We start from the raw sequence: 23,457 nt of genomic DNA, 5'->3' as shown, positions 1-23,457 counted from the left end.
GTTTATGTATGCTAAGGATACAATCTCTGCAATGGTCGATCTGGCCCAAATCATAATGCGAGGGGGGAGAGGGGAGACAGGATGCAGGATCTTGAGAAATCATTCGGCTATCAGCTCCGCCTGCTGCATCTGGAGGCCGATCGCCGCGCCCGTCAGGCGCTGGACGCCTTTGGCATGACGCCCGCGCGTGTCACGGCGCTGCTGGTGATTGCCGCGCATACGGGGTGCACGCAAACGGCGCTGGGCGAAGCGCTCTCGATCAACCGGGCCAGCGCCATGAAGATGGTCAATGCGCTGGAAACATTGGGCCTGGTCTCGCGCGAGCCTGCCGCCGATCCGCGCGCTCATGCCCTGACCTTGACGGCGGCCGGGGGGAAAGCGCTGGACGCCATGCTTGACGCGCTGCGCAAGGCCGATGAGGAGATGCTGGCCCCGCTCAGCCCCGAGGTGCGGCAGGATCTGCTTGCGACTATTCGCCTGCTGGCGGTTCAGGCAGGCAGGGCGGCGGGCTGATTTCCCTCCCGCCGATGGCCGAAATGCGCAATGGCCAGAACCCACAGCAGGCACAGGCCCAGTCCCAGCATTGTGCCGGTCAGAAACGAGCCGACGCCGCTGTCCACGGCGAGCAGCCATCCCCCGGCCAAAGGTCCGGCAATAGCCCCGATGCGGGTCACCGCGATCGACACTCCGATATAGCTGGAGAGCAGGCGCTGCGGATAGAAGATCACCCCGAAAAGCGTGATGGCCACATGCGCGCCTGATACGCCCATGCCCAGAGCCAGAACCGTGGCCGCCCATACCGGCGCCGAAAGACCCGGCACAAACATGATCCCCAGGGTCATCAGCGCCAGCCCATAGCCGCAGAGAAAAGCGCGAACCGGCCGGTTCTTGTCGATCAGATAGGCAAAGACAAACCCGCCAAAGATGCCGCCCAACTGGAACAGCCCGCTCATTCGCGCCGCCGCATCCAGCGAAACCCCCGCACGCGGCAGCAGCGTGGGCAGCCAGTTGATGAGCAGGTAGAGCAGGAAAGTGTTGGCGGTGCCCAGTCCGATCAGCAGCACGGTTTTGAACAGATGTTCCCGCGAAAGCAATTCGCGCAGCGGCAGACCGGCCCCGCCATGCGGCGCCTGTTCGGCCGGCTGACCATTGGTGGCGGGCAGCAGCAGGCGCAAGGCCAGACTGCAAAACACTGTCAGCGCGGCCACCGCCAGAAACAGCGCCTGCCAATGGCCGATCCGCACCAGCGGGGCCATCAGGAAACCGGCGAGCACCCCGCCCACGGGAATGGCCGTATTGACCGCCGCCAGAATGCGCGACCGCCCGGCCACCGGCGCGATCTGCACCACGCAGGCCGTGACATTGGGCAGGCAGGCGCCCAGCCCGAGGCCGGTCATGAACCGCCAGAAAATCAGAACCCCCATTGAGCCCGAAAAGGCCGTGGCCCCGCTTGCCAGCGCCGCCACCAGACCTGCGATCCATATCATCCGCCGCCGCCCGACCCTTTCGCCCAGCGGCGCCAGCGCCACCGCCGCCAGCCCCACGCCGATCACGATGGCCGACAGGCTGAGCGCGAAGGCGAACGCAGGCATCCCCCAGGCCGCGCTGATACGCGGCACGGCCAGCGGCATGGAGGCCAGATCAAGCCCTTCGATCAGCATGAAAAGGGCGCAGAATATCAGCGTGACAAGGATGCGCCCGGTCAAGGGCGGCGTTTGGCTTTGTGCGGCGGTCATATTGTCTCTCCCGCCCGCAGACTAGGGCTTGGACGGCAAGGAGACAACGGGGCGCCCCCACGAGAGATTAAGGCACCATGTGATCGTGTTTTCACTATCACATGGTGCTAATTTTTTCCCTATCCACCCCGTTCAATTGCGCACAGACTGGCATGAAAGAATAAGCCCCGGCGGGGCCAAATGGTGGAGAGACTGGCTGTGTCCCTGAAAGCTGCGCTTGCATTGCCCCTGCTGGGCTTGCTGGCGGCCTATGCACCCGCGCAAGGGGGCAACAAGATGTCGGGCGCGCAGGCGGAATGGCCGCTGGCGGGCGGCGGCCCCATGGCCCAGCGTTTCAGCCCGCTCTCCGCCATCACCCCGGCCAATGCCGCGCAGCTTGGCCTGGCCTGGTCGCTCGATCTGGAAACAAGGGCCGGGCAGGAGGCAACCCCGGTTTTCGTCGGCGGCATCCTCTATACGGTCAGCGCCTATGACATTGTGCGCGCCATCGATGCCCGCAATGGCAAGGTCCTGTGGACTTTCGACCCTGGGGTAATGGAGGCGGCGGCGCGATCCTGCTGCGGTCCGGTCTCGCGCGGGGTGGCGGTTCAGGATGGGCGGGTCTATCTGGGGGCGCTGGACGGCCGGTTGATCGCGCTGGACGCCAAAAGCGGCAAACGCCTGTGGCAGGTGGACACACTGGACCACAACGGCCCTCCGGCGGTCAATTACACCATCACCGGCACGCCGCGCGTGGTCAAGGGCATGGTGATCATCGGCAATGGCGGTGCGGAATTTGGCGCGCGCGGGTTCATCACGGCCTATGACGCTGCGACAGGTCGCAAGAAATGGCGTTTCTACACTGTTCCGGGGCGGCCGGGCCAGAGCGACGGCGAGATCTCCGATGCTCCGCTGGCCCGCGTGGCCGACACATGGCATGGGCGATGGTGGCAATGGGGCGGCGGCGGCACGGTGTGGGACGCCATCGAATATGATCCCGAACTCGACCTGCTCTATATCGGCACCGGCAATGGCAGCCCGACCAACCACGGATTGCGCAGCGACGGACAGGGCGACAATCTGTTCCTGTCCTCGATTGTCGCGCTGCGGCCCGACAATGGCGCCTATGTCTGGCATTATCAGGAAACCCCGGGGGAGGCATGGGACTACACCGCGACCCAGCCGATCATCATGGCAGACCTGAAGCTGGACGGGCGCCTGCGCAAAGTGTTGATGCAGGCGCCCAAGAACGGCTTTTTCTACATGCTGGACCGGGCGACGGGCGAACTGCTCTCGGCCCATCCCTTTGCGAAAACCAATTGGGCCAGCCATGTCGACATGGACACCGGACGGCCGGTCGAAAATCCCGATGCGCGCTATTACAAAACGGGCAAGAGCTTTCTGCAATGGCCCAGTTCGGGCGGGGCGCATAATTGGCAGCCGATGGCCTTCAGCCCGCAGACGGGGCTGGTCTATCTGCCGGTGATGGAAATGGCGATCCCCTTTGCCCCCGGCGGGGCGGACCATATGGTGCCGGGCGTTTATAACACCGGCACCGCGATGCAGGGCGGCGCCAGTTTCTCACGCGGGCAATTGGCCGCCATGGCCAGGGACAATCGCGGCTATCTGGTGGCGTGGGATCCGGTGGCGGGCAAGGCCTCGTGGAAAGTGCCCTTGGCCGCGCCTTTCAACGGCGGCGTGCTGGCCACGGCGGGCGGCCTGGTGTTTCAAGGCAACGGCAGTCGCCAGTTTGCCGCCTATGACGCGCGAAACGGTCGCCGCCTGTGGTCCTATGCCGCCCAGACCGGCATTGTCGCCGCGCCGATGACCTATGCGGTGGGCGGGGTGCAATATGTCGCGGTCATGGCGGGTTGGGGCGGGGCATGGCCCATGCTGGGCGGGCAATTGGCCGAGCAGCCGGTCAATGGCGTGGGGCCAAACCGCCTGCTGGTGTTCCGCCTGGGTGGCAAGAGCCGCCTGCCCGCCCCGGAAAAGGCGTTGCGCTCGCCGCTCTCGCCCCCGCCCGCGACGTTCAGCCTTGCGCAAATCACGCTGGGCGACCGGCTTTATGGCGAAAACTGCCTGCGTTGCCACGGGATCGCGGCGGTCAGCGCCAGCATGGTGCCCGATCTGCGCCATTCCGGGGCGATCGGCGATGCCGATGTGCTGAAGCAGGTGGTGCTGGAAGGAGCGCTGCGTTCGCGCGGGATGCCCTCCTTCGCAGGCGTTCTGTCCGCCGCCGATGCCGAGGCCATCCGCGCCTATCTGATCCACCGCGCCAATGCCGACAGGAATGCCGAGCGGCAGGCGCAGAAATAACCCTTTTCATCAGCAAGGAATTCCGACCGTGACCATCGAAGAGCAACTCGACGACCTGCGCCAGCGCCTTGCGCGCGCCGAAGCCCGCGCCGACCGCGCGCAGGACTGGATCGATGTCCAGAATCTCCAGCGCACCTATGGCTATTATGTCGACAAGTTTCAGTGGGATCAGGTGGCCGACCTGTTTGCCCGCGACGCCACGCTGGAAATCAACGCACGCGGCAAGTTCTTCGGGCAGGATCGCATCCGGGAGTATATGCTTCACTTTGGTCCGCCGCAGGAAGGCATGTTGATGAACCATATCCAGCTTCAGCCGGTGATCCATGTGGCGGCCGACGGTATGAGCGCACAGGGCCGGTTCCGCGCGCTGATGCAGGTGGGCCAGTTGGGCCGCGAGGCGCTGTGGGGCGATGCCATTTATGAAAACACCTATATCAAGGAGGACGGCGTGTGGAAGATTGCTTCCCTGCGCGCCTATCAGGTGTTCTACACGCCCTTCGACAAGGGCTGGGGCAAGGAGGTGATGCCTCTGGCCACCGATTTCGCCGATTTCCCGCCCGATGAATTCACCCAGGCCTATCCGATCTTTCCCGAAATCTTTGTTCCGCCCTATCATTACGCCAATCCGGTCAGCGGCCGGAAATGAAAATATAGAGAGAAAAGTCGGCCATGGTGACCTTGCGGCAGATTCACATCTTCACCGAAGTTGTCCGCCATGGCAGCTTTCGCGCCTGTGCCGGCCAGACCGGCCTTTCCCAGGCGGTGGTAAGCAATCATATCCGCGAACTGGAAGCCGGGCTGGGGGTCACCCTGTTCGAGCGCCGCGCCGGGCAGGCCACCGTGTTGACCACGCAGGGCCGCCATGCCTTCGACCGGCTTTCCGCGATCCTCTCGGATCTGGCCGATCTGCGACAGGAACTGGCCGGAGAGACGGCGCGGCGCACCATCCGCTTTTCCACCTTCAGCTATATCGTGCTGCGGTTTCAGGACGCGATTGAACGTTTCCAGCAGAACCATGCGCATGTCGATCTACGCTTTCTGCTGGACCCGCTCGATAATCAGACCTTGGCGATGCAGGTACGGCGGGGGGATATCGACATGGCCGCCTTCTTCACGCTGGACCCTCAGGAAGTGCCCGACAGCAAGCCTGCGGGCGAGGCGCGTCTGGCGGTCTATATCGGCCGCGATCATCCGCTGGCGGCGCGCAGACAGGTTTCGGGAGCCGAATTGTCCGAGCATCCCGCCATCGTGCTGGCGCGCGCCAATGCCCAGCGCGGGCTTTGCGATCAGGCGCTGGAGGTGATCGGCGCGCGGGCGGAAAAGATATTGATGGAGACCGATGCCCTGCCGTTGCTGTTCAACAATGTGCGGCGCGGGCTGGCGTGGGTATGCCTATTTGAAGACACGGTGGATGAGGCGGCGCAGGGCCTGGTCAAGCTGGACCTGCTTTGTCCCATTCCACCTATCGGCATCCGCGTGCTGACCCGGCCATCGGCGCGCCATGATCGCAATATCCTGGCCTTGTGCGAAAGCATCCTCTGATCCGGAGCGGGTCTGGCGGCCAAAGTCGTTCTGCGCCACCCGGTTGAGGCATGTCCCGATCAGCCCTTCGATCCTGTGACAGGCCATCGACGTTTCGAAAAATCGCTCGCGGCTCCATTTGGCTTGCCATGCATTACACCGATGCACTCTGAATTCTGCCGCATCGCGAGGAATGACAAAACACCATGACAGCGCCCATGGGCATGACGGCCGGATCCGGCCTTTTCCGTCTGCGTTATCTGGCCGTCGTGCTGGGCCTGCTGGTTTTGGCCGGTCTTGCCGGACTGGCGGCTTTCCCTTGGGGAGTGCTGAAAGGCACGGTCGAACGCCGCCTGAGCCAAAGCATCGGCCGCACGGTCAGCATCGGTGCGATGGAGCGACTCGACACTATGTCGTTTCATCCGCGCATCCGCCTGCGCGCGGTGCGGATTCCCCAACCGGCATGGGTGGAGCCCCATTTGGCCGATCTGGCGCAAATTGCCCAAGTGGATCTGTCCTTTTCGGTTTGGGCGCTGCTGGCCGGGCGCGCAACGGTTGAGCGGGCCGAAATGCTGGGCGCCAATCTGCAATTCTATCGCACGGCGCAGGGCCGCAAGAACTGGAGTCAGGACGAGAGCGGGGAGCGGAGCGGTTCGGGCGGGCATTTGCTGATGCTGCGCGTGGCCGAGAGCCGCCTGCGCTATCTTGACAGAAAGCGGGATCGCTCGCTGGATGTGGCGGTGGTCTCCGATGGCGCGGGGCTCAGGATCGATGGCGGCGGGCTGATCCTTGGCCATCGCGTGCGCATCACCGGGCGGGGAGCCGCCATTGCCGAGTGGCGGGCCGCGGCTCCATGGCCTTTCAGCGTTGCCATCGAGGGCCCTGCGGTGGGTTTCGCGCTGGAGGGCACCATGCCCTCGCCGCTGGATCTGGGCCATCTTCAGGGCCGCGCGCGCGCCCATGCCGAGGATCTGAGGCTGCTGGACGCGATCATCGAGGCCGGTTTGCCCGGCACACAACCCGTCAGACTGGCCGCCGGCATCCGGCGCAGCATTCCCGACTGGACGATCGATGACCTGCGCGGCACGATCGGCCGATCGGACATTGCGGGCCACGCCACCATCGTCAAACGCGATGGCCGCAGCCGGATCACGGGCGCGCTGCGATCCGATCATTTCGACTTTGACGATCTCTCCTCGAACGAAGGAAAAAGGCGCGCGGCGGCGATCAAGGCGCGTCTGGGCCCCCGCATCCTGCCCGGATCGGCCATAGATCTCACCCATGTGCGCCGCACCGATGGGGCGCTCGATCTGCGGGTGGATCACCTCCTCTGGTCCGGCCAGAGCCCGTTTCGCAGCATGACCGCCCATCTGTCGCTGGAGCGCAGCCGACTGGAGATCAGCGCGCTGCGCGTGGGCATGACGCATGGCAGCATGGAAGGCACCATGCGGATCGACCAGACCGACACAGGCAGGCCCGACCCCAGGCTCGACCTGCGCCTGACCTTGCGCGGCGCGCGGCTGCTCGACTTTTTCCCCCGCGCACAGATCGACGGCAGCCTGATCGGGCGTCTGGCGGTCACCGGTTATGGCCATACGCTGGCCGACGCCTTTGGCGCGGGCGGTGGCGTGCTCGCGCTCGTCGGGCGCGATGGGCAAATTCCCGCGCGCACCGCCGCCTTGCTGGGGCAGGATGTCGGGCGCGGCCTGACCATGGGCAAGGATGAGACGGACAATCTGCGCTGTGTGGTGGCGCGGCTCGAGATCAAAGGCGGCATGGCCCGGCCCGCGCCGGTCCTCATCGATTCCTCGCGCGCGCAGACACAGGTCCGGGGCACCATCGATCTGCGCAATGAAAGGCTGATGCTGACGCTCAAAGGCGCGCCGAAAAAGCCCTCGCTGCTGCGTCTGCCGGGTCAGGTGATCCTTGGCGGCACGGTCAAGGCGCCCGATATTGATGTGCCGCCAAGGACCAAAACGGTGGGCGGGGTGATCAACATGCTAGCCTCCGCCATTGCCGGTCGTCAGGAGCCGTTGGCCCGGGATGCCGATTGCAACGCGCTGGAACGTCAGGTCATGCGTTAGGCGTATCGGGCCAATGACTGACGCGCGGCTTGCGTAATTACAGCATATTGGCGCACACTCGCGGTCTGTGGGATTGTTTGAAGGGCCCGGTCGATGCCTCAAAGCGCCATTGCCTCCCCGCCGCTCGCCAAGGCGGCGACTTCCTCCGTCAGCGGCCTGACGCAGGCGCAGGCGGACGCCTTGCTCGAACGCGACGGGCCCAATGAATTGCCGCGCGCAGGGCGCCGGACGCCGCGGCGGATTGCATGGGAAGTGCTGCGCGAGCCCATGCTGGCGATGCTGCTGGCGGCGGGCCTCATCTATCTTGCTCTGGGCGACAGGACAGAGGCAATTATCCTGCTGTTGTTCGCGCTGCTTTCCATTGCCATCACCATCATTCAGGAATCCCGCACGGAAAATGTGCTTGAGGCCCTGCGCGACCTTTCCGCGCCGCGCGCGCTGGTGATCCGCGACGGGCAGGCAACCCGGATCGCCGGGCGCGACGTTGTCGCAGGCGACATACTTGTCCTCGAACAGGGGGACAGGGTGGCGGCAGACGCCGGCCTGCTGGAAGCGCGCGAGTTGGAGGCCGACGAAGCCCTGCTTACCGGCGAATCCGTGGCTGTGCGCAAGCGGGCGATCCGGCCCGATGACCGCGATGATGCCGAACCTGGCGGTGATGATCTGCCGCTGGTCTTTTCCGGCTCGATCATCACGCGGGGCCGGGGGCTGGCGCGGGCGACGGCAACCGGGCCGCGCAGCCGGATCGGCCAGATCGGTCAATCGCTGGCCACGCTGGAAACCGAAGCGCCGCGGCTGCAGCAGGAAACCTCGCGGGTCGTCACGCTGTGCGCCATCGGCGGGCTGGCCATCGCGGCGCTGGTCGTGCTGCTCTATGGCCTGTTGCGCGGGTCATGGCTTGATGCGCTGCTGGCCGGGATCGCCACGGCCATGTCGCTCTTGCCGGAGGAATTTCCGGTGGTGCTGACGATCTTTCTGGCCATGGGCGCCTGGCGCATCGCGCAGGTGGGCGTGCTGACCCGGCGCACCTCGGCCATTGAAACGATGGGCGCGGCCACGGTCCTGTGCACGGACAAGACCGGCACTTTGACGCAGAACCGGATGAGCGTGGCCGAACTGTGGTTTCCGGGCGGCGCGCCATCGCCCCTTGCGGAGCAAAGCGAGGATCCCCGCACGTCGGCCCTTTTGAATATTGCTGCTTTGGCCAGCGCGCCGGTGCCGGTGGATCCGATGGAGGTGGCCTTTCACGCGGCTGCGGACGAGGCGGGGGGCGGCACAGGCGACGGCATGGCGCTGGTTCGCGCCCATGGGCTGACGCCGGAACTGTTGGCCATGGCGAATGTCTGGCGCGATGGCGATGATCCGTCGCTCGTCGTTGCGGCAAAGGGCGCCCCGGAGGCCGTCGGCCGTCTTTGCGGGCTTGGCGCGCAGGATCTGGCGGGGTTGGAAGCCGCGGCGCAGGCCATGGCCGAACGGGGGATGCGCGTGCTGGCCGTCGCCATGGCCAGGATCGGGGGTAACGATCCGGCTATGGCGATTGCCGATTATCCTTTCGCGCTGCTGGGTCTGGCCGGGCTGGCCGATCCGCTGCGGGAGAGCGTTCCGGCGGCGGTGGCACAGTGCCGCAAGGCCGGGATCCGCGTGGTGATGATTACCGGCGACCATGCCGCAACCGCCCGGTCCATCGCCATGCAGGCGGGAATTGGCGATGGAAAGATCATGCTGGGCGCCGATATTGCGAGGCTGAGCGATGAGGCATTGATGGCGTGCGTGCCCGATGTTCTGGTGTTTGCCCGCACCATGCCGGATCAGAAGCTGCGCATCGTCAATGCGCTCAAATCCGCAGGCGAAGTGGTGGCCATGACCGGCGACGGGGTCAATGATGCCCCCGCCCTCAAGGCCGCCCATATCGGCATCGCCATGGGCAAGAGGGGAACCGATGTCGCCCGCGAGGCCGCCTCCATCGTGCTGGTGGAGGATGATTTCGGCGCGATTGTCGAGGCGATCCGCGTCGGGCGGCGCATCTATGACAATATCCGCAAGGCGCTGGCCTTCATCTTTGGTGTCCATGTGCCCATCGCGGGTCTTGCCATTTTGCCGCTCCTGTTCGGCTTGCCGATCATTCTGGCGCCGCTTCAGATCGCTCTTCTCGAAATGGTGATCGATCCGGTCTGCGCACTGGTTTTCGAGGCCGAGCGCGAGGAAAGCCGGACCATGGAGCGTCCGCCGCGCCCGACCGATGAGCGTCTGTTCTCGCTACCGCTGGTGCGCAGGGCCGTTTTGCAGGGCCTGCTGGCGCTGGGCGCTGTGGGCGGCATTGCGCTGGGCGCGGACCATTATGGACTGGCGCCGGATCGGGCGCGGACCTTGTCCTTTTTCGCGCTGCTGTCGGCGATTCTGGCGCTGATCTTTGCCAATCGCTCGTTCAGCGCGCAGCTCAGCCACGCCCTTTTGCGGCACAATATCACGTTCCGCTTTGTGCTGGCCTTTATCGCCATCGGTGCGGCGCTGATCCTGACACTTGCACCGATCCAGCATATTCTCCGCTTTGCCCCTTTGCACGCGCTCGATTTCGCGGCTGTTGCTCTTTGTGGTTTCGGCCTGCTGATTGCCTATGAGTTTGAGAAGCGGTTGGGGCGATCATGATGCATTATCCGGGCAGGGCGAATGCCTGCCCGGAGCATTTACGAACAATTACCTAGCTTGGCGCGGGTCCGCATCTGGCATCATCCTCGAATACAGTTTGGGGGCGGAAGAGTCGGGCGCGATGTGTCATTTCAACCATCCGATGCAAAAGGCCGGGCAAAGGGATGGTCGCCTGCTGATCGTCGAGGCGCTGGGCAAATCCTGCGACGGCCGGACTGTGCTGCGCAATCTGACGCTGAGCGTGAATACGGGCGAAATCGTGGGGCTGCTCGGGCGCGACGGCGCCGGAAAGACGGTGTGTTTCAACCTGATCATGGGGCTGATGAAGGCCGATTCCGGGCGGATCATGCTGGGTGGGGCCGATGTCACGGGCTGGACGGCGGATCGGCGGGGGCGCCTCGGTCTCAATTGCCTGCCACAGGAGCCTTCGATCTTTTCCGGCATGACGGTTGAGCAGAATATCGGATCGGTGCTGGAATTTCGCGAACCGGACCGGGCCGCCCAGGCGGCGCGGCTTGAGCTGATATTGCGGGAGTTTCAACTGGAACATCTGCGCAAACTGGCGGCCCTCCAGCTTTCGGGCGGAGAGCGGCGGCGCTGTGAAATTGCTCGCGCGATGGCCTCCGATCCGGCGATCATGCTGCTTGACGAACCCTTTGCGGGCATTGATCCGCTGGCGATCATCGAGATCAAGCGGGCCATACAATTGCTGAAGGTTCAGGGCGTGGGCATACTTATCAGCGACCATAATCTCAAAGACATGCTTGAACTGGTCGAGCGGACGTATGTCCTCCACGAGGGGCGGCTGATCTTCTCCGGCTCTCCCGCGCAGATGCTGTCGGATGCCGAGGTCTGTCGGTTGTATCTTGGCACCGAGGCCGAGCAATTGCGCCGCCTGCTGCCCAACATCCGCGCCGTGGCGGCGTGAGGCTGGCCTTATCGATTGGCACCGACTTTATTGGTTGGCAGGAGGAAAGGGGCGCCGGGTAAAATCGATGAAGGCGCGCAGCGGCGGCGGCACCTGTCGGCGGCCGGAGTAATAGAGCATCGGCCCGGAAAAGGGCGGACTCCAGTCCTCGAGCAGGGTCACCAGCGCGCCGCTGTCCAGATGGGGGCGGAGCCAGTCCTCGAACAGGGCGACGATGCCAAGGCCCGCCAGCGCCGTTTCGATCAACAGATCACAGGCCAGTCCGGGCTGGATGAGCAGTCGGGTGGGCGGATCGACGCGCACCACTTCGCCCGCTTTCTCAAACTCCCAGATCGCCAGGGCGCCGCTCGAAAAACGCAGGCCAAGGCAGTCATGATCCAGCAGGTCGCGCGGATGGGCCGGGCGACCGCGCGCGGCAAGGTAGGCCGGGGCGGCGGCCGTCAGAATACGCTGAACCCGCGGCCCGATCGGCACCGCAATCATGTCCTGTTCCAGCCGTTCCTCATAGCGGATCCCGGCATCGGCCCGCGATGCGAGTATGTCGACAAAGCTGTCCTCGACGGTCACTTCGACACGGATATGGGGATGGGCCTGCAAAAAGGGCGCGAGGATGCCGGGCAGCACCGTCCGCGCGACATTGGCGGGCACATTGAGGCGCAGCGTCCCTGCCGGTTGGTCGGTCTGCGCTTGAGCCCCTTCCAGCGCCGCGCCGATTTCGGCCAGCGCGGGCGAAAGACGCTCATACAACCGCGCCCCGGCCTCGGTCAGGGAGATGCTGCGCGTGCTGCGATGGAGCAGGCGCAGGCCCAACCGGGTTTCCAGCCTGCGCAGGGCCTCGCTGAGCCCGGAGGGGGAAACGCCCGAAAGGCGCGCCGCCTCGCGAAAGCCACCGGCGCGGGCCACCGCGACAAAGGCGGACAGGTCATCGAGATCCATGGGCATTGTGCGAAATTCCGTACGGCCTGTTTGGAATAGGGTGGCTTATCGATCATCGCCGCAAAGTCCATAAGCTTGCGACAGCTTGAGGAGATTTGTCATGAACATTGCAGCCAAAGCCGGAACCTTCTCAATGGGCGACCGGATCGTAAACAGGATGGGCTATGGCGCGATGCAGCTAGCCGGTCCGGGCGTGTTTGGCCCCCCGCGCGATCGCGGGGAAGCGATTGCTGTGCTGCGCGCGGCGGTCGAGGCCGGCGTCAACCATATCGACACCAGCGACTTTTACGGCCCGCATATCACCAACCAGATCCTGCGCGAGGCGCTCCATCCCTATGCGGCCGACCTTGTGATCGCCACCAAAGTGGGGGCCATGCGGGGCCAGGACGGCTCGTGGCTGCCCGCGCAGAGCCCCGCAGAGCTGACGGCCGCGGTGCATGACAATCTGCGCAATCTGGGGCTGGAGCGGCTCGATGTGGTCAATCTGCGCCTGATGGGCGATGTTCATGCGCCCAGCGAAGGCCCCTTGGAAGAGCAGTTCTCCACGCTGGCCGCCTTGCGCGAACAGGGCCTCATCGCGCATCTGGGGCTCAGCAATGCCACGCCCGCACAGGTGGCGCAGGCGCAGGCCATCGCGCCGGTTGTATGCCTGCAAAACCACTTCAACCTTGTCCATCGCGGCGATGACCGGCTGATTGACGAGCTGGCGGCGCAGGGCATCGCCTATGTTCCCTTCTTTCCGTTGGGAGGGTTCAGCCCGATCCAGTCCGAGGCGCTGTCCATGATCGCGGCCGAAGTCGGCGCGAGCGCGATGCAGGTGGCGCTGGCCTGGCTGCTGGCCCGCTCGCCCAATCTGCTGCTCATTCCGGGCACGTCGCGCCGCGCGCATCTTCACCAAAATCTGGCGGCGGCCGAAATGGTTCTTCCCGCCGCCATCCGGGCACGTCTGGACGATCTCAGCGGCCCGATTGGATGATGCGCGGCACGATCTGCATCAGCTTGTCAACCGGCACGGCAAAGCCGATCCCGGCCGAAGCGCCCGACGGGCTGTAGATCATCGTGTTCATGCCGATCAGGCGCCCGCTCGAATCCAGCAGCGGGCCGCCTGAATTACCCGGATTGATCGCCGCATCGGTCTGGATCAGATGCTCGACCGCGCCGCCCTGTTCATCGGGCAATGTCCGGTCCAGCGCGGAGACGATGCCGGTGGTCAGCGTCCAGTCAAGGCCGAAGGGATTGCCGATGGCGAAGACCCGCTGTCCCACTTTAAGGTCGTTGCTGGTGCCGACGGGGATGGGCGGCGGGGCCTTGAAGCTCACGCCGATCTTCAACACGGCAATGTCGTTTTCCGGACTGGCCCCCACAAGAGCGGCCCGGAATTTGCGGCCATCGGCAAGGCGGATGGTGGCCTCGGACGCCCCGCGGATGACGTGATAATTGGTCACGACATGGCCCGCGCCGTCCCAGATCATGCCCGACCCGGTGCCCTGCGGCACGGAAAACACATTGCGGGTCCAGACATCCTCCACCCATTGCCTTGTGGCGATGGAAACGACAGAGCCGCGCGACTGTTCGAACAGGGCGATGGTCGATTTCTCGTCGGCGGCCAGATCGCCGCGCGGGGTGATGGCGCGCCGCCCTGTGCTGTCGGCCGAGCTGTCGGCCCCGGTGTTCAGCCCATGCCACAGAAGCATGAGCGCGGCGATGCAACCGCTCAGAAACAGCCAGCGCAGAACAAATCCAAGGTTACGGTTCGGGGGGCGGTGGGGCGTGATATTTGACATGGCCGCGAAATGGGCATGACCATGCGGATTTTTCAAGCCACCTGAACAACAAGCCTATTGCAGCGTGATGATCCCCCCTTTGGGATGCCATACGCGCGGCCCCAGCAGCCGGTCATGCACGAACCGGACCGAGTGCAGCACGGCCTCGATATCGCGCCGCCATGCGTCGAGAAACCGGCGCAATTCGGGGAAATGGGGCGCCTCATCATAAAATTGCCAGACGAAAATCTGGAGCAGCGAGGGATAGTCGGGCATGAAATAGCTGATTTCCGCGGTGGAGAGCCCATAGCCTTGCAGTTGCCTTGCAAACTCGTCATGTCCGCTCATATCCCTATCTCCTATGCTGATCTGGTCATCCCTGTTGGTTTGGCTGGGTGGGTTCAGGATTTGTAATTCCGGGTCCGCTGTCAAGCCGAAAATGGCGCGGAAAATCGGGTTAAGCTCATTGTTTATATAGAAATTCTGGCACTCTCATCGGCCAGGTGCCAGAACCGGATCGATGGCTGCAAAGCCCGGTTCCGAAAACTCTGGAACATTCCGCGATTTCATCAAGGATGTTTTTTGCCATCTCGGGCGAGCGCTTGCGTGGAATGCCCACCTATGGTCCCGGAGGCGACGTCTGGGCCAGATCGACCGGATAGATCACCGCTTCCTTCATTTTGCCGCCATCGAAATTGGTATAGGCGACATAGGATTCCAGAATCGGCTTGAGCTGCCGCAAGCCCTGGAATTCATGCTTGGCGACAATAATGCCCGGTCCATCATCCTCGACTTCGATCACCGCCCTGCCGGTCGACACGCAGGATACTGCTGCCATCCTGTTTCCCATACTGGATCGCATTGTCGAGCAGATTGGCCACTATTTCGGCCAGAAGGAGGGATTGACCGGGGCAAAGACCGCAACCTTGCCATCGAGATGGTTTCCAATTCCCCGCTTCATCGCCTGTGTGGGGGCCAAATCCTGCGCGGTTTTCAGCAAGATCGGACCAATCAGCATCCGCCGCTCCAGCGTCACCGTTTCGGAAACCGCGCTGGCCGAGGCGCGCAGCAGTGGAAACAGGTGCGGGCGCGTCGCTGGTCTGACGATGGGGCGGGCCCAGTCTTTCAGCGCGTATAGCGCCGGATCCGGGCCCGCCGCAATATGCGGTCCTCCAGCGAGTAATAGAGCCAGATGTCCTCCCCGCTGACCACGCAGGACGCGACAAAGGCAATGTCGGTGTCGGCCCGGTCGCGGGCGGGGGGCGGCACCAGCAGGGGCTCCATTCCGCGCGCCGTCACCCGGCTGAAATCGGGCGCAAAGCTGATCCAGCCGATGCGCCAGCGCGCGTCCATCGTCGCGCCATTATAGAACATCACCGGGTCGCACCCCGGCATTTCCACGATCGGCCCGGTCGAAAGATGCCAGTTGTCCCAGGCGCTGTCGCGGATGGAAAAAGGATCATCCACCACACTCCACGGCCCTTCCGCCCCCGGCCCCACGGCCATCCCGATGCGTGAGGCATTGTCCTTGGCATATTCATAGAACAGGCGAAACTGGCCGTCGCTGCCCTGAGCCAGCGTCGCCTCCTTGATGTTGCCTTCGCCCGGCGGGGCCTTGAGCATCACGCGCTGCCATGTAAGGTCAATGAGGTCCTTGCCCTTGGCCAGCAGCAGCGCGCCTTGCGAACGGGAGGCGTCCACCCCGGTGTAATAGATGAGATAGTTGCTATCCGCCTGCACCAGCGTGGGGTCCTCGCAGCCGCCCGCATCATCCTCCATGCTGCCGGGTGAGAGGGTCGGCGTCTGCGCCATCTGAAAACACAGGCCATCCTGCGAGGAGCCTGACCAGATCACACCGGTCGGGTCCTGCGGGCCAAGCGGGCGGGGCAGTACCCGCACCAGCAGCCGATAAAGATCGCCCTCCTGCCAGACAAAGGGGCTCATCAGGTCGTAATGGGCAAGGCGTCCCTCCGGCCCGGCAATATCGAGCGTGACGTCCTGCAGCTCCTCCACCACATAGGCCGCCATCGCCTCAGGCCCCCAGCGCCACGGTGAGCGAGAGTGCACCGTCAATGGTGACGGTTGCCCCGGTGATATAGTCGGCGGCGGGCGAGAGCAGAAAGAGGATCAGATTGGCCACATCCTCGGGCGTGCCCGCGCGACCCCATGGAATGGCCGCCTCTTTCGCCTTCAACTCGGCGGGATGGTCCATCGCGCTCTGGTTCATGGGCGTAAGGATCATGCCGGGGGCCACGCCGTTGACCGCAATATGCCGGGGCGCCAGTTCCAGCGCCAGCGTTGCCGTCAGTTGCGCAAGGCCGCCCTTGGCCACATCATAATCCACGCCGCCCGGCCGCGGCGCGCGCTCGTGGATCGAGGAAATGTTGACGATGCGGCCCGCCCGTTCCAGCCTTGTCAGCACGCGGACAAAGCGGCGGCAGGTGAGAAAGGGGCCATAGAGATCGGCCTTCAGCAAATGATCGAACTGGGCCAGCGCCATATCGCGCAGCAGGATGCCCGACATGTTCAGCCCCGCCGCATTGACCAGCAGGTCGACCACGCCCAATTCCCGCTCCGCCGCGTCAAACAGCGCTTCGACATCCTCTTCCTTGCCGACATCGGTGCGGACCGCCAAGGCCCGCCCGCCCTCCGCGACAATCTGCGCCGCCACCGCATCCGCAGCCGTCTGATCGCGCAGATAGGTGAAGGCGACCGGAACGCCCGCCCGCGCCAGTTTGAGCGCCGCCATTCGGCCGATGCCGGATTCGCCGCCGGTGACGATGGCGATGGAATGGTCGGGAAACGGGATCTGGAAATCGGGCATGCCTGCGAAACGCCCGGCTGGGCAGATGGTGCCATGGGGCGAGCTTTGCGGCGGGAAATAATAATTCCGCTAGACTGCGTTAGCCTGTCCCGCTCTGCAAGGAACGGCGGTCCTCTTCCGCCATTTCCTGCTGCAAGCGCATCCGCCTTCAGGACGAGGAATGCCCCATGCTCATGCGTAACAAGCGCCCGCACCATGCCTTGCGCCCTGGCGAAGGCGGCCCCGCGCCGACATTCCGGTTGGCGAAAACCAGGCCGAACTATGAGAGGTCAATGCCGTGACGGACAAGGTGAAAACCCCTATCTCGATGCGAACCTATGGTCTGGCCGCTCTGGGTCTGGCCGGTCTTGCCTATCTGGTCGGCAGGCGCGGGCGGCCGGACAGTGATGGGCCGCCCTCGGCCCGCGACATTCACGTCACGCCCGAACCTCTGCCTTCCTATGGCCACTGATCGGCCCGATCTCCCGTGAGGCGGAGTCTCCTGTGAGGCGGAGCGCTAACCGCTCCGCCCCGGCGGATGTCATCAAGGCTTGCGGGTAATGGTCGGCAGATGGTCGATGGGCTGGAGGGTGATGTTGCGGAAATAGGTTTCCGCGCCTTCCGATTGCAACTGGATGCGCCCGGCCGTCAGCGGGATCACCTTGCCGGTCTTTTCATCCTTGTCGGTCAGCTCGGAAGCGGCCATCACCGGCACCCCATTGACCACATGGATCGACTTGTCGCCGTAAACATAGAGGTCGAGCGTGTTCCATTCGCCCAGCGGCTTTTCGGCATCGGTGCCCGCATCCACATTGTAGGCGGGGAACTGTACCGGCGCCAGCCTGCCCCCCGGCATATAGCGGCGGCCGGGATAGATAATGGCGGGATCATGGGCCACCTCCACCTTGGCCCCCACGCGCCAGTCCACCGTGGTGAAGGAATGCGTGCCCTTGGCATCGCCCACCGTCAGCAACATGCCCACCGAATGGGGCACGATCTCGAATTCCACGCCGGACATCCATGTGCCGAAGAACGCGCCATAGTTGCCATGCGAATGATAAACCACGCCATTGTTGCGCGGCATGGGCATCCAATGGCCAGGGCCCCATTTGAACTGAAGGTGCAGATGGTAATTGCGATAGGGCTGCTTGGTGATCAGGCCGCCGAACAGCTTGCCGCTGGAATAGATCGCCGGGGCGCCATCCTCCTTCACGACCTTGAAGATGCCATAGGTATCATGGTTGAGGCCGATGGGCTCGCTGCTGGGCGTGCCATAGGTCGTGGCGGGCACGGTATAGCCCAGCCAACTGTCCCAGCCCGACAGATCGCGCCCGTTGAACAAGGGAACGGCCTTACCGGCCTTGGGCAGGTTGGTCAGCGTCAGGTGGAGGGGCCGATAGGCCGGATCAGCGGCAATCGCGGCCTTCTCTTCGGGGGTGGAGCCGTCGGGTGGGCCTTGCCGGGCATCGGCGGCGGCAAGAGGGGAGGCGAGGAGGGCGCAGGCCAGCAGCGTTTTGCGAAGAAGCATGGAATATCTCCGATTGTGCGAAGGGAGGGGCGATTACGAGGCTGTGGCGTCGATCGGCGTCAGAGGTGGCTCGGTATGCGGCCGGGCATCGGCCGGATCGAAAGGCGATGGCGTCAGCGCGATGAGTTCGGCATCGGCCACCGGGTCAATCAGGTCCGGGCGACGGCACCCGGTCTGCATGGCGATGGATTGGCCGCTGCGGGCCGATTGCGCGATGGCTTCCATCACTTCTACCGCGTGGACGATGAAGTCGGGCGCGGTGCGGTGTTGGCGGCCATGGCGCAGCGCAAGGGCCAAATCCGTCAGGCCCACGCCGCGATAATCGGCCACGGGTTGCCCTGCGTGGTTCAGACGGTTGGGCTGGGAAAAGGGCAGATCATGGCCGGACAGGGCGGTGCGCCCTTCGCCGGGGCGCAGCAGCGATGGATCGCCGCTGAAAAAGATCGGGTCGGCCAGCGACAGGATGCCCTGCGCGCCATAGAGTTCGCCCGGCCGCTGGATCGGCGCCACCACATCGAGCGACATGGTCAGATTGACGAAGCCGGTTTCGAATTCCAGCGTGGCGTTGAAGGTGGTGTCGACCTCGACGGCAAAGGAGGTTCCCTGCAACGGCCCGCGCCGGATGGTGCGCTGCGCCTGTCCGCTGCCCGATGCGGCAAACACACGGCGCACCGGACCCAGCAGATGCAGCCACATCGTGATATAGTAGGGGCCGACATCGAAGGGCGGCTCACCGCCGGGTTGATAGAAGGCGGCGGGGTTGGGGTGGAAATGCTCCAGCCCCGGCAGGCCCAGCAGCGATGTGCCGAACACCGGGCGGCCAATCGCCCCGCCATCCAGCGCATGGCGGGCGGCCTGATGCGCGCTGCCGTAAAATGTGTCGGGCGCCGATCCGATCAGCACGCCGCGCGCCTCGGCCCGTTCGGCCAGCGTCTCGGCCATTTTGCGCGAGAGGGCGAAGGGCTTTTCGGAATAGACGTGTTTACCCGCCTCGATGGCCGCGCGGTTGATCTCTTCATGCGCGCGGCCGGGCGTCAGGTTCACGACCATTTCGATGGTATCGTCGGCCAGCAGTTCCGCCACGCTTGACCCGGTTGCGCCATAGGGCGCGGCAATGGCTTGGGCCTTGTCGCGGCTGCGCGTGGCGATCCTGTGCAGTGTGAAGGCGGATGAGCGCGTGATGGCGCCAAGATACACCTGGCTGATATCGCCCGCGCCGATCACGCCGATGCGGACCGGATCAATAGCCATGTCTGTCTCCCGAATTTTCTAATTAAACGTTGTTTAGATTATGCGGACGCGCTGTCAACGGCGAAGTTGCCGGGCCTGTGTCTGCGGGCTGCACCGGCCATTGCGGCGGGCCGTCAAATCTGGCTGGCCCCGCTCCGTTTTGGTGCTAGGGGGAGGCATCTTTTGGCATGGAAAGCGTCATGACGGAAAAGAAGCCCTATCACCGTGAAAACCTCAAACGCGATCTGTTTGAGGCGGGGCGGGATTTCGTGCAGAAGCACGGCCATCATGACCTTTCCATGCGCACGCTGGCGCAACTGGTGGGGGTGTCGCCCGGCGCCTCCTATCATCATTTCGCAGACCGGCGCGCGATCCTGCTGGCCGTGGCCATCGACGGTTTCGAGAGGCTGCTGCAGGCCCCCGCCGGGGAAGAAAACGAGGTGCTTTCCCCCACCGAAACCATCAAGGCGGGGGCCTCCCATTTTGTCTGCTTCGCGCTGGCAAATCCCCATCTGATCGAGCTGATGTATGAAAGCGAGCTGACGCGGCCGCAAATCGATCCCGCATTGCATCACTATCAGGAAATCAGCCACGCCAGAGGGGTGGCCGTTATCCGGCAATTCCTGCCCGATATCAGCGATAAGGAAGCCGATCTGCGCAACATCACCTTGTGGACTTCCATCTATGGCCTGGTATCGATGATCAACAAGGGCATCATCAGGCCGTTCGAGAATGGCAAGGCCACCATTGATGACATTTCCGATTGGGTGCTCGAACGCGCCGCGCGCAGCACAATCGGCGATTGAGCCTGTTGCGTTACGTGGCTGCCCTCACTGGGCATAGGGCCATGCGGCACGGGTGAAGACCCCGCCATCGACCCACAGCGTCTGTCCGGCGGCGAAGCGCGCGCCCACCGGATATGGCCCGATGCCGGTGCTGCCCCCGGTCAGGATGGCAAGGGGGCCTGTTTCAGGCCCTGAAACAGGCTGTGTCACAGGCTCATCCCACCATCGATCACCAGATTGCTGCCGGTCATGAAGCGTGCTTCGTCACTGGCCAGCAGCACCGCGGTGGCGGCGATCTCTTCGGCCTGCCCCATGCGCCCCATCGGTTGCCGCGCGATGAAGGCGGCCCTTGCGGCCTCGGCATCGCCCGTGGCCGCGAAGCGCTGGCGCAGGGAAGGGGTTTCGACCGTGCCGGGGCTGACCGCATTGCAGCGGATGCCCCGGTCGATGAAGTCGCGCGCCACCGACATGGTCAGCCCGATCACCGCCGCCTTGCTGGTGCCATAGGCGAAGCGGTTGGGCGCCGCCATCACGCTGGAGACAACCGAGGCGACATTGACGATCGAGCCATCGCCGCTCGCCAGCATCGCGGGCAGGAAAGCGCGGATCATCAACGCCATCGAACGCACATTGACGCTCATGCTGCGGTCGAAATCTTCCATCGCGCCATCCAGAATGGTGCCATGGGCCACCAGTCCCACGCAATTGACCAGCACGCCCACATCGCCCAGCGCGGCCGCCGCCCCGGCCACGGCGGCTTCGTCCGTAACGTCCAGCACCAGCGTTTCAATCCGCGGCCCGGCTGGCGGAGCTCTGTCGAAACGCAGGTCTGCGGCGATCACGCGGGCGCCCTCGACGGCAAAGCGCTCGACAATGGCGCGGCCGATGCCCTGCGCGCCGCCGGTGACCAGACAGGTCTTGCCCCTCAGTCGCCCCTCCATGGCCATCAGATCCCGTCATTCCATGCGCGCACGGTGTGGCGCTGGCTGCCCAGTTTCTCGATGCCCAATTCCACCACATCGCCTTCCTTCAGGAACACCGGCGGCTTCATGCCCATGCCCACGCCCGGCGGCGTACCGGTGGTGATGATGTCGCCGGGCAGCAGGACCATGAACTGGCTGACATAGCTGACGATGGTGGCGCAATCGAAGATCATGGTGCGGGTGTTGCCGGTCTGCATGCGCTGACCATTCACATCGAGCCACATGGCAAGGTTTTGGACATCACCCACCTCGTCCCGCGTGACCAGCCAGGGGCCCACGGGGCCAAAGGTGTCGCAGCCCTTGCCCTTGTCCCATGTGCCTGCGCGCTCAAGCTGAAAGCTGCGTTCGGACAGGTCGTCGCACACCACATAGCCCGCGACGTGTTCCAGCGCCTTGTCCTTGTCGACATAGGCGGTGCGGGCGCCGATCACGATGCCCAGTTCGACTTCCCAGTCCATCTTGTCCGACCCGCGCGGGCGGCGGACATCATCGTTGGGCCCCTGGATGCAGGAGACGCCCTTGGTGAACATGATCGGTTCGGGCGGGATGGCCATGCCTGCCTCCTCGGCATGGTCGGAATAGTTGAGGCCGATGGCGATGAATTGCCGTGTGCCGGTAAACGGCGCGCCCATGCGCACAGGGCCTTCGACAAGGGGAAGAGTGCCTGTGTCGATCGTCCGCAATGCGGCCAGTCGGTCGGTGCCAAGCCAGTCCGGCGTGATGTCGGCCAGATGGCCCGACAGGTCGCGCAGGTTTCCCTGCGCATCAATCAGGCCCGGCTTTTCCGCGCCTACCGCCCCAAAACGCACCAGTTTCATAAACTTCTCCGAATGTCATGTGTGTGGCGATGGTTTTGCCTGCTCACGATGACCTGCAGGTTCGTGGCGTAGACCGCAGATAGTCGGGGGCAGGCATCGGCCAGTTTGCCGGGCTTTCAAAGGGTGAGGGATCTGCGCCCCGGCATGGGTGAGATCCGGCTGCGATCCGTGTGAGGCCCTTTCGGACACAGGGGCGGCTCGGCGAAGAAGCGGTAGGCCGGATTCATAGTCTCTCCCCATGCGGCGCTGGCCGCTTTCTTTGAACTAAACGATGTTTAAGTGATCGCCCGGCGCGCAGGCAAGCGATTTTTCCCCTGCATGGGTGCTGCGAAATCCACCTTGACGGGCTGCGGCCTGGAAACTAAACATCGTTTACATGTACGGCGCCGGTACGTTCCGGATGGCTGCCTTGATTGGCGTTGCCCGATTGGCCAGCCCCTCATCTCGCACGGTCATTCCGTCGAATTCCTGCGGCTGCCCGGATCTGTTTGGAGAATTGGTGGGGATATGGCCTACGAAATTTCAGTCAATCTTGAGTATGCCTTTCAAGATGCCGGTGAGAGTATTGAACAGAGAATTGATGCGGCCGCCGCTGCCGGGTTCCGTTATGTTGAATTGTTCCTGTTGAAGGGCCGTGATCTTCCCGCCATCCGCGAGGCGCTGGACCGCAATGCGGTACAGCTTGTCAGCACAGTCGCGGATTATGCGACCCAACTGGTTGATCCGCAAACGCATGAGGACTTTTGCGCCATCTTTCGCAAGGCGGCTCAGGACGCGCTTTTTCTGGGCTGCTCCAATGTGGTGGTGACATCCGGGCGGGCGGTTCCCTGGCTGACGCGGCCGGTGCAGCTTCGCATCTTTGCCGATGCCTTGACGCGGCTGCTCCCGATTGCCGAGGAACTGGGCGTCACGATCTATCTGGAATCGGCCAATACGCGCCATGACCATCCCGGCGTGCTGTGTTCAACGACGCAGGACAGCGTCTGTGTGGTGGAGATGCTCTCCTCGCCGCATGTCAGGCTGATCTACGATCTCTACCATTCCGTTGTGGAGGGTGAAGATCCGGCCGAAGTGATGCCGCGCGTCATGCATCTTACGGACCATGTTCAGATCGGCGATGTGCCGGGCCGTGGCGAGCCGGGCTCGGGAACCATCGATTGGCCCGCCCAGCTCGCCTTGTTGAAGGCGTTGGGCTACAAGGGGCTGATCGGGCTCGAGCTGAAGCCCACGCGAGCCCCCACCGCCGATGCGCTGTCCTATATTCAGCAGCTCTGCGACGTCGCCTGAAGCGCACAGGCGCTTGGCACGAAAACATCGCGCCCGCGTGTGGCGGGCATCCACTTGCCCATCCCATGACAGATTGGTGAAAGCGAATATCGTGTAGAAGGGCCGAACGGA

23 protein-coding genes and 1 pseudogene are annotated in these 23,457 nt (G+C 64.1%); 11 read left to right on the top strand and 13 right to left on the bottom strand.

All coding sequences use genetic code 11. The annotated features are described in order from the left end of the window. Window positions 1-81 precede the first annotated feature (81 nt). Window positions 82-513: a MarR family transcriptional regulator gene (locus BGP00_RS02430; protein ID WP_292921633.1), complete on the top strand. Its 432-nt coding sequence runs from the start codon at window positions 82-84 to the stop codon at window positions 511-513. On the opposite strand, the gene BGP00_RS02425 is transcribed toward BGP00_RS02430, so the two are convergent. Continuing rightward, window positions 489-1,736 carry an MFS transporter gene (locus BGP00_RS02425; protein WP_292921635.1) on the bottom strand — a complete coding sequence of 416 codons (1,248 nt, stop codon included), beginning with the start codon at window positions 1,734-1,736 and terminating at the stop codon, window positions 489-491. The two genes, BGP00_RS02430 and BGP00_RS02425, sit on opposite strands and share 25 nt — an antisense overlap. Before the next feature lie 198 nt (window positions 1,737-1,934). On the opposite strand from BGP00_RS02425, the gene BGP00_RS02420 reads away from it, so the two are divergent. From BGP00_RS02420 to lptB, 6 genes are all read left to right on the top strand, one after another. Then, on the top strand, window positions 1,935-4,034 hold the full coding sequence (locus tag BGP00_RS02420; RefSeq protein ID WP_292921637.1) for a PQQ-dependent dehydrogenase, methanol/ethanol family: 2,100 nt from the start codon (window positions 1,935-1,937) through the stop codon (window positions 4,032-4,034). A gap of 28 nt (window positions 4,035-4,062) precedes the next feature. Then, the gene (locus BGP00_RS02415; protein WP_292921639.1) at window positions 4,063-4,680 is read left to right on the top strand and encodes a nuclear transport factor 2 family protein; all 618 of its coding nucleotides are present in this window, start codon (window positions 4,063-4,065) and stop codon (window positions 4,678-4,680) included. Window positions 4,681-4,703: 23 nt separating this feature from the next. Beyond that, complete coding sequence (locus BGP00_RS02410; protein WP_292921641.1) at window positions 4,704-5,576, top strand: LysR family transcriptional regulator; 873 nt, start codon at window positions 4,704-4,706, stop codon at window positions 5,574-5,576. Window positions 5,577-5,779: 203 nt separating this feature from the next. Continuing rightward, window positions 5,780-7,639 carry an AsmA family protein gene (locus BGP00_RS02405; protein WP_292921643.1) on the top strand — a complete coding sequence of 620 codons (1,860 nt, stop codon included), beginning with the start codon at window positions 5,780-5,782 and terminating at the stop codon, window positions 7,637-7,639. 93 nt (window positions 7,640-7,732) lie between these two features. After that, on the top strand, window positions 7,733-10,285 hold the full coding sequence (locus tag BGP00_RS02400; RefSeq protein ID WP_292921645.1) for a cation-translocating P-type ATPase: 2,553 nt from the start codon (window positions 7,733-7,735) through the stop codon (window positions 10,283-10,285). Between the two features lie 121 nt (window positions 10,286-10,406). Beyond that, window positions 10,407-11,213, top strand: coding sequence for an LPS export ABC transporter ATP-binding protein (lptB, locus tag BGP00_RS02395; protein ID WP_292921647.1), 807 nt, complete (start codon window positions 10,407-10,409; stop codon window positions 11,211-11,213). A gap of 27 nt (window positions 11,214-11,240) precedes the next feature. On the opposite strand, the gene BGP00_RS02390 is transcribed toward lptB, so the two are convergent. Further along, a complete protein-coding gene (locus tag BGP00_RS02390; RefSeq protein ID WP_366522323.1) occupies window positions 11,241-12,149 on the bottom strand; it encodes a LysR substrate-binding domain-containing protein in 909 nt (302 codons plus the stop codon). 100 nt (window positions 12,150-12,249) lie between these two features. Between BGP00_RS02390 and BGP00_RS02385 the strand changes: the two genes are divergently transcribed. After that, window positions 12,250-13,125: an oxidoreductase gene (locus BGP00_RS02385; RefSeq protein ID WP_292921651.1), complete on the top strand. Its 876-nt coding sequence runs from the start codon at window positions 12,250-12,252 to the stop codon at window positions 13,123-13,125. On the opposite strand, the pseudogene BGP00_RS02380 reads toward BGP00_RS02385, so the two are convergent. The 6 genes and pseudogenes from BGP00_RS02380 to BGP00_RS02355 form a co-directional block, all read right to left on the bottom strand. Then, window positions 13,109-13,933 (bottom strand): annotated as a pseudogene (locus BGP00_RS02380) (trypsin-like peptidase domain-containing protein); the annotation flags it as partial. The gene BGP00_RS02385 and the pseudogene BGP00_RS02380 sit on opposite strands and share 17 nt — an antisense overlap. A 54-nt stretch (window positions 13,934-13,987) precedes the next feature. Next, window positions 13,988-14,260 (bottom strand): protein usg, encoded by a 273-nt coding sequence (locus BGP00_RS02375; RefSeq protein ID WP_168601600.1) that lies wholly within the window; start codon window positions 14,258-14,260, stop codon window positions 13,988-13,990. A gap of 271 nt (window positions 14,261-14,531) precedes the next feature. Continuing rightward, window positions 14,532-14,750, bottom strand: coding sequence for a hypothetical protein (locus BGP00_RS02370; protein ID WP_292921655.1), 219 nt, complete (start codon window positions 14,748-14,750; stop codon window positions 14,532-14,534). A gap of 42 nt (window positions 14,751-14,792) precedes the next feature. After that, complete coding sequence (locus BGP00_RS02365) at window positions 14,793-14,948, bottom strand: hypothetical protein (RefSeq protein WP_292921657.1); 156 nt, start codon at window positions 14,946-14,948, stop codon at window positions 14,793-14,795. Between the two features lie 89 nt (window positions 14,949-15,037). Beyond that, window positions 15,038-15,940 (bottom strand): glycosidase, encoded by a 903-nt coding sequence (locus tag BGP00_RS02360; protein ID WP_292921659.1) that lies wholly within the window; start codon window positions 15,938-15,940, stop codon window positions 15,038-15,040. A gap of 4 nt (window positions 15,941-15,944) precedes the next feature. Continuing rightward, window positions 15,945-16,736, bottom strand: coding sequence for an SDR family oxidoreductase (locus BGP00_RS02355; protein ID WP_168601603.1), 792 nt, complete (start codon window positions 16,734-16,736; stop codon window positions 15,945-15,947). A gap of 289 nt (window positions 16,737-17,025) precedes the next feature. Between BGP00_RS02355 and BGP00_RS02350 the strand changes: the two genes are divergently transcribed. Beyond that, window positions 17,026-17,187: a hypothetical protein gene (locus BGP00_RS02350; RefSeq protein ID WP_168601604.1), complete on the top strand. Its 162-nt coding sequence runs from the start codon at window positions 17,026-17,028 to the stop codon at window positions 17,185-17,187. Between the two features lie 72 nt (window positions 17,188-17,259). On the opposite strand, the gene BGP00_RS02345 is transcribed toward BGP00_RS02350, so the two are convergent. Together BGP00_RS02345 and BGP00_RS02340 are read right to left on the bottom strand one after the other, a co-directional pair. After that, window positions 17,260-18,243 (bottom strand): DUF1080 domain-containing protein, encoded by a 984-nt coding sequence (locus tag BGP00_RS02345; RefSeq protein WP_292921660.1) that lies wholly within the window; start codon window positions 18,241-18,243, stop codon window positions 17,260-17,262. Window positions 18,244-18,276: 33 nt separating this feature from the next. Next, on the bottom strand, window positions 18,277-19,494 hold the full coding sequence (locus BGP00_RS02340) for a Gfo/Idh/MocA family oxidoreductase (RefSeq protein WP_292921662.1): 1,218 nt from the start codon (window positions 19,492-19,494) through the stop codon (window positions 18,277-18,279). A 179-nt stretch (window positions 19,495-19,673) separates the two neighbouring features. Between BGP00_RS02340 and BGP00_RS02335 the strand changes: the two genes are divergently transcribed. Further along, entirely contained in the window at window positions 19,674-20,279 is a 606-nt protein-coding gene (locus BGP00_RS02335) for a TetR/AcrR family transcriptional regulator (RefSeq protein WP_292921664.1), read from the top strand. Between the two features lie 24 nt (window positions 20,280-20,303). Here BGP00_RS02335 and BGP00_RS02330 read toward each other — a convergent pair whose 3' ends face one another. The 3 genes from BGP00_RS02330 to BGP00_RS02320 are packed head-to-tail and all read right to left on the bottom strand — an operon-like array spanning window position 20,304 to window position 22,059. Beyond that, entirely contained in the window at window positions 20,304-20,468 is a 165-nt protein-coding gene (locus BGP00_RS02330) for a hypothetical protein (RefSeq protein WP_292921666.1), read from the bottom strand. After that, the gene (locus BGP00_RS02325; protein ID WP_292921668.1) at window positions 20,465-21,199 is read right to left on the bottom strand and encodes an SDR family oxidoreductase; all 735 of its coding nucleotides are present in this window, start codon (window positions 21,197-21,199) and stop codon (window positions 20,465-20,467) included. Before BGP00_RS02325 ends, BGP00_RS02330 begins: the two co-directional genes overlap by 4 nt. Before the next feature lie 5 nt (window positions 21,200-21,204). Next, the gene (locus BGP00_RS02320) at window positions 21,205-22,059 is read right to left on the bottom strand and encodes a fumarylacetoacetate hydrolase family protein (protein ID WP_292921670.1); all 855 of its coding nucleotides are present in this window, start codon (window positions 22,057-22,059) and stop codon (window positions 21,205-21,207) included. Between the two features lie 279 nt (window positions 22,060-22,338). Between BGP00_RS02320 and BGP00_RS02315 the strand changes: the two genes are divergently transcribed. Beyond that, window positions 22,339-23,346 carry a TIM barrel protein gene (locus tag BGP00_RS02315; protein WP_292921672.1) on the top strand — a complete coding sequence of 336 codons (1,008 nt, stop codon included), beginning with the start codon at window positions 22,339-22,341 and terminating at the stop codon, window positions 23,344-23,346. The last annotated feature ends 111 nt before the right edge of the window (window positions 23,347-23,457 follow it).

The sequence above is a fragment of the Novosphingobium sp. 63-713 genome (assembly GCF_001898925.1).
Taxonomy (GTDB): domain Bacteria; phylum Pseudomonadota; class Alphaproteobacteria; order Sphingomonadales; family Sphingomonadaceae; genus Novosphingobium.
The sequence above is the reverse complement of the archived record's forward strand: the minus strand, read 5'-3'. Positions and strand labels throughout refer to the sequence as shown.

What these genes read in the sequence shown, in the direction of transcription:
- BGP00_RS02425 (WP_292921635.1), bottom strand. Translation starts at nt 1,736, where the DNA reads ATGACCGCCGCACAAAGCCAAACGCCGCCCTTGACCGGGCGCATCCTT.
- BGP00_RS02325 (WP_292921668.1), bottom strand. Translation starts at nt 21,199, where the DNA reads ATGGAGGGGCGACTGAGGGGCAAGACCTGTCTGGTCACCGGCGGCGCG.
- BGP00_RS02355 (WP_168601603.1), bottom strand. Translation starts at nt 16,736, where the DNA reads ATGCCCGATTTCCAGATCCCGTTTCCCGACCATTCCATCGCCATCGTC.
- BGP00_RS02360 (WP_292921659.1), bottom strand. Translation starts at nt 15,940, where the DNA reads ATGGCGGCCTATGTGGTGGAGGAGCTGCAGGACGTCACGCTCGATATT.
- BGP00_RS02370 (WP_292921655.1), bottom strand. Translation starts at nt 14,750, where the DNA reads ATGGCAGCAGTATCCTGCGTGTCGACCGGCAGGGCGGTGATCGAAGTC.
- lptB (WP_292921647.1), top strand. Translation starts at nt 10,407, where the DNA reads ATGTGTCATTTCAACCATCCGATGCAAAAGGCCGGGCAAAGGGATGGT.
- BGP00_RS02385 (WP_292921651.1), top strand. Translation starts at nt 12,250, where the DNA reads ATGAACATTGCAGCCAAAGCCGGAACCTTCTCAATGGGCGACCGGATC.
- BGP00_RS02390 (WP_366522323.1), bottom strand. Translation starts at nt 12,149, where the DNA reads ATGGATCTCGATGACCTGTCCGCCTTTGTCGCGGTGGCCCGCGCCGGT.
- BGP00_RS02405 (WP_292921643.1), top strand. Translation starts at nt 5,780, where the DNA reads ATGACGGCCGGATCCGGCCTTTTCCGTCTGCGTTATCTGGCCGTCGTG.
- BGP00_RS02410 (WP_292921641.1), top strand. Translation starts at nt 4,704, where the DNA reads ATGGTGACCTTGCGGCAGATTCACATCTTCACCGAAGTTGTCCGCCAT.
- BGP00_RS02340 (WP_292921662.1), bottom strand. Translation starts at nt 19,494, where the DNA reads ATGGCTATTGATCCGGTCCGCATCGGCGTGATCGGCGCGGGCGATATC.
- BGP00_RS02400 (WP_292921645.1), top strand. Translation starts at nt 7,733, where the DNA reads ATGCCTCAAAGCGCCATTGCCTCCCCGCCGCTCGCCAAGGCGGCGACT.
- BGP00_RS02375 (WP_168601600.1), bottom strand. Translation starts at nt 14,260, where the DNA reads ATGAGCGGACATGACGAGTTTGCAAGGCAACTGCAAGGCTATGGGCTC.
- BGP00_RS02345 (WP_292921660.1), bottom strand. Translation starts at nt 18,243, where the DNA reads ATGCTTCTTCGCAAAACGCTGCTGGCCTGCGCCCTCCTCGCCTCCCCT.
- BGP00_RS02335 (WP_292921664.1), top strand. Translation starts at nt 19,674, where the DNA reads ATGACGGAAAAGAAGCCCTATCACCGTGAAAACCTCAAACGCGATCTG.
- BGP00_RS02430 (WP_292921633.1), top strand. Translation starts at nt 82, where the DNA reads ATGCAGGATCTTGAGAAATCATTCGGCTATCAGCTCCGCCTGCTGCAT.
- BGP00_RS02320 (WP_292921670.1), bottom strand. Translation starts at nt 22,059, where the DNA reads ATGAAACTGGTGCGTTTTGGGGCGGTAGGCGCGGAAAAGCCGGGCCTG.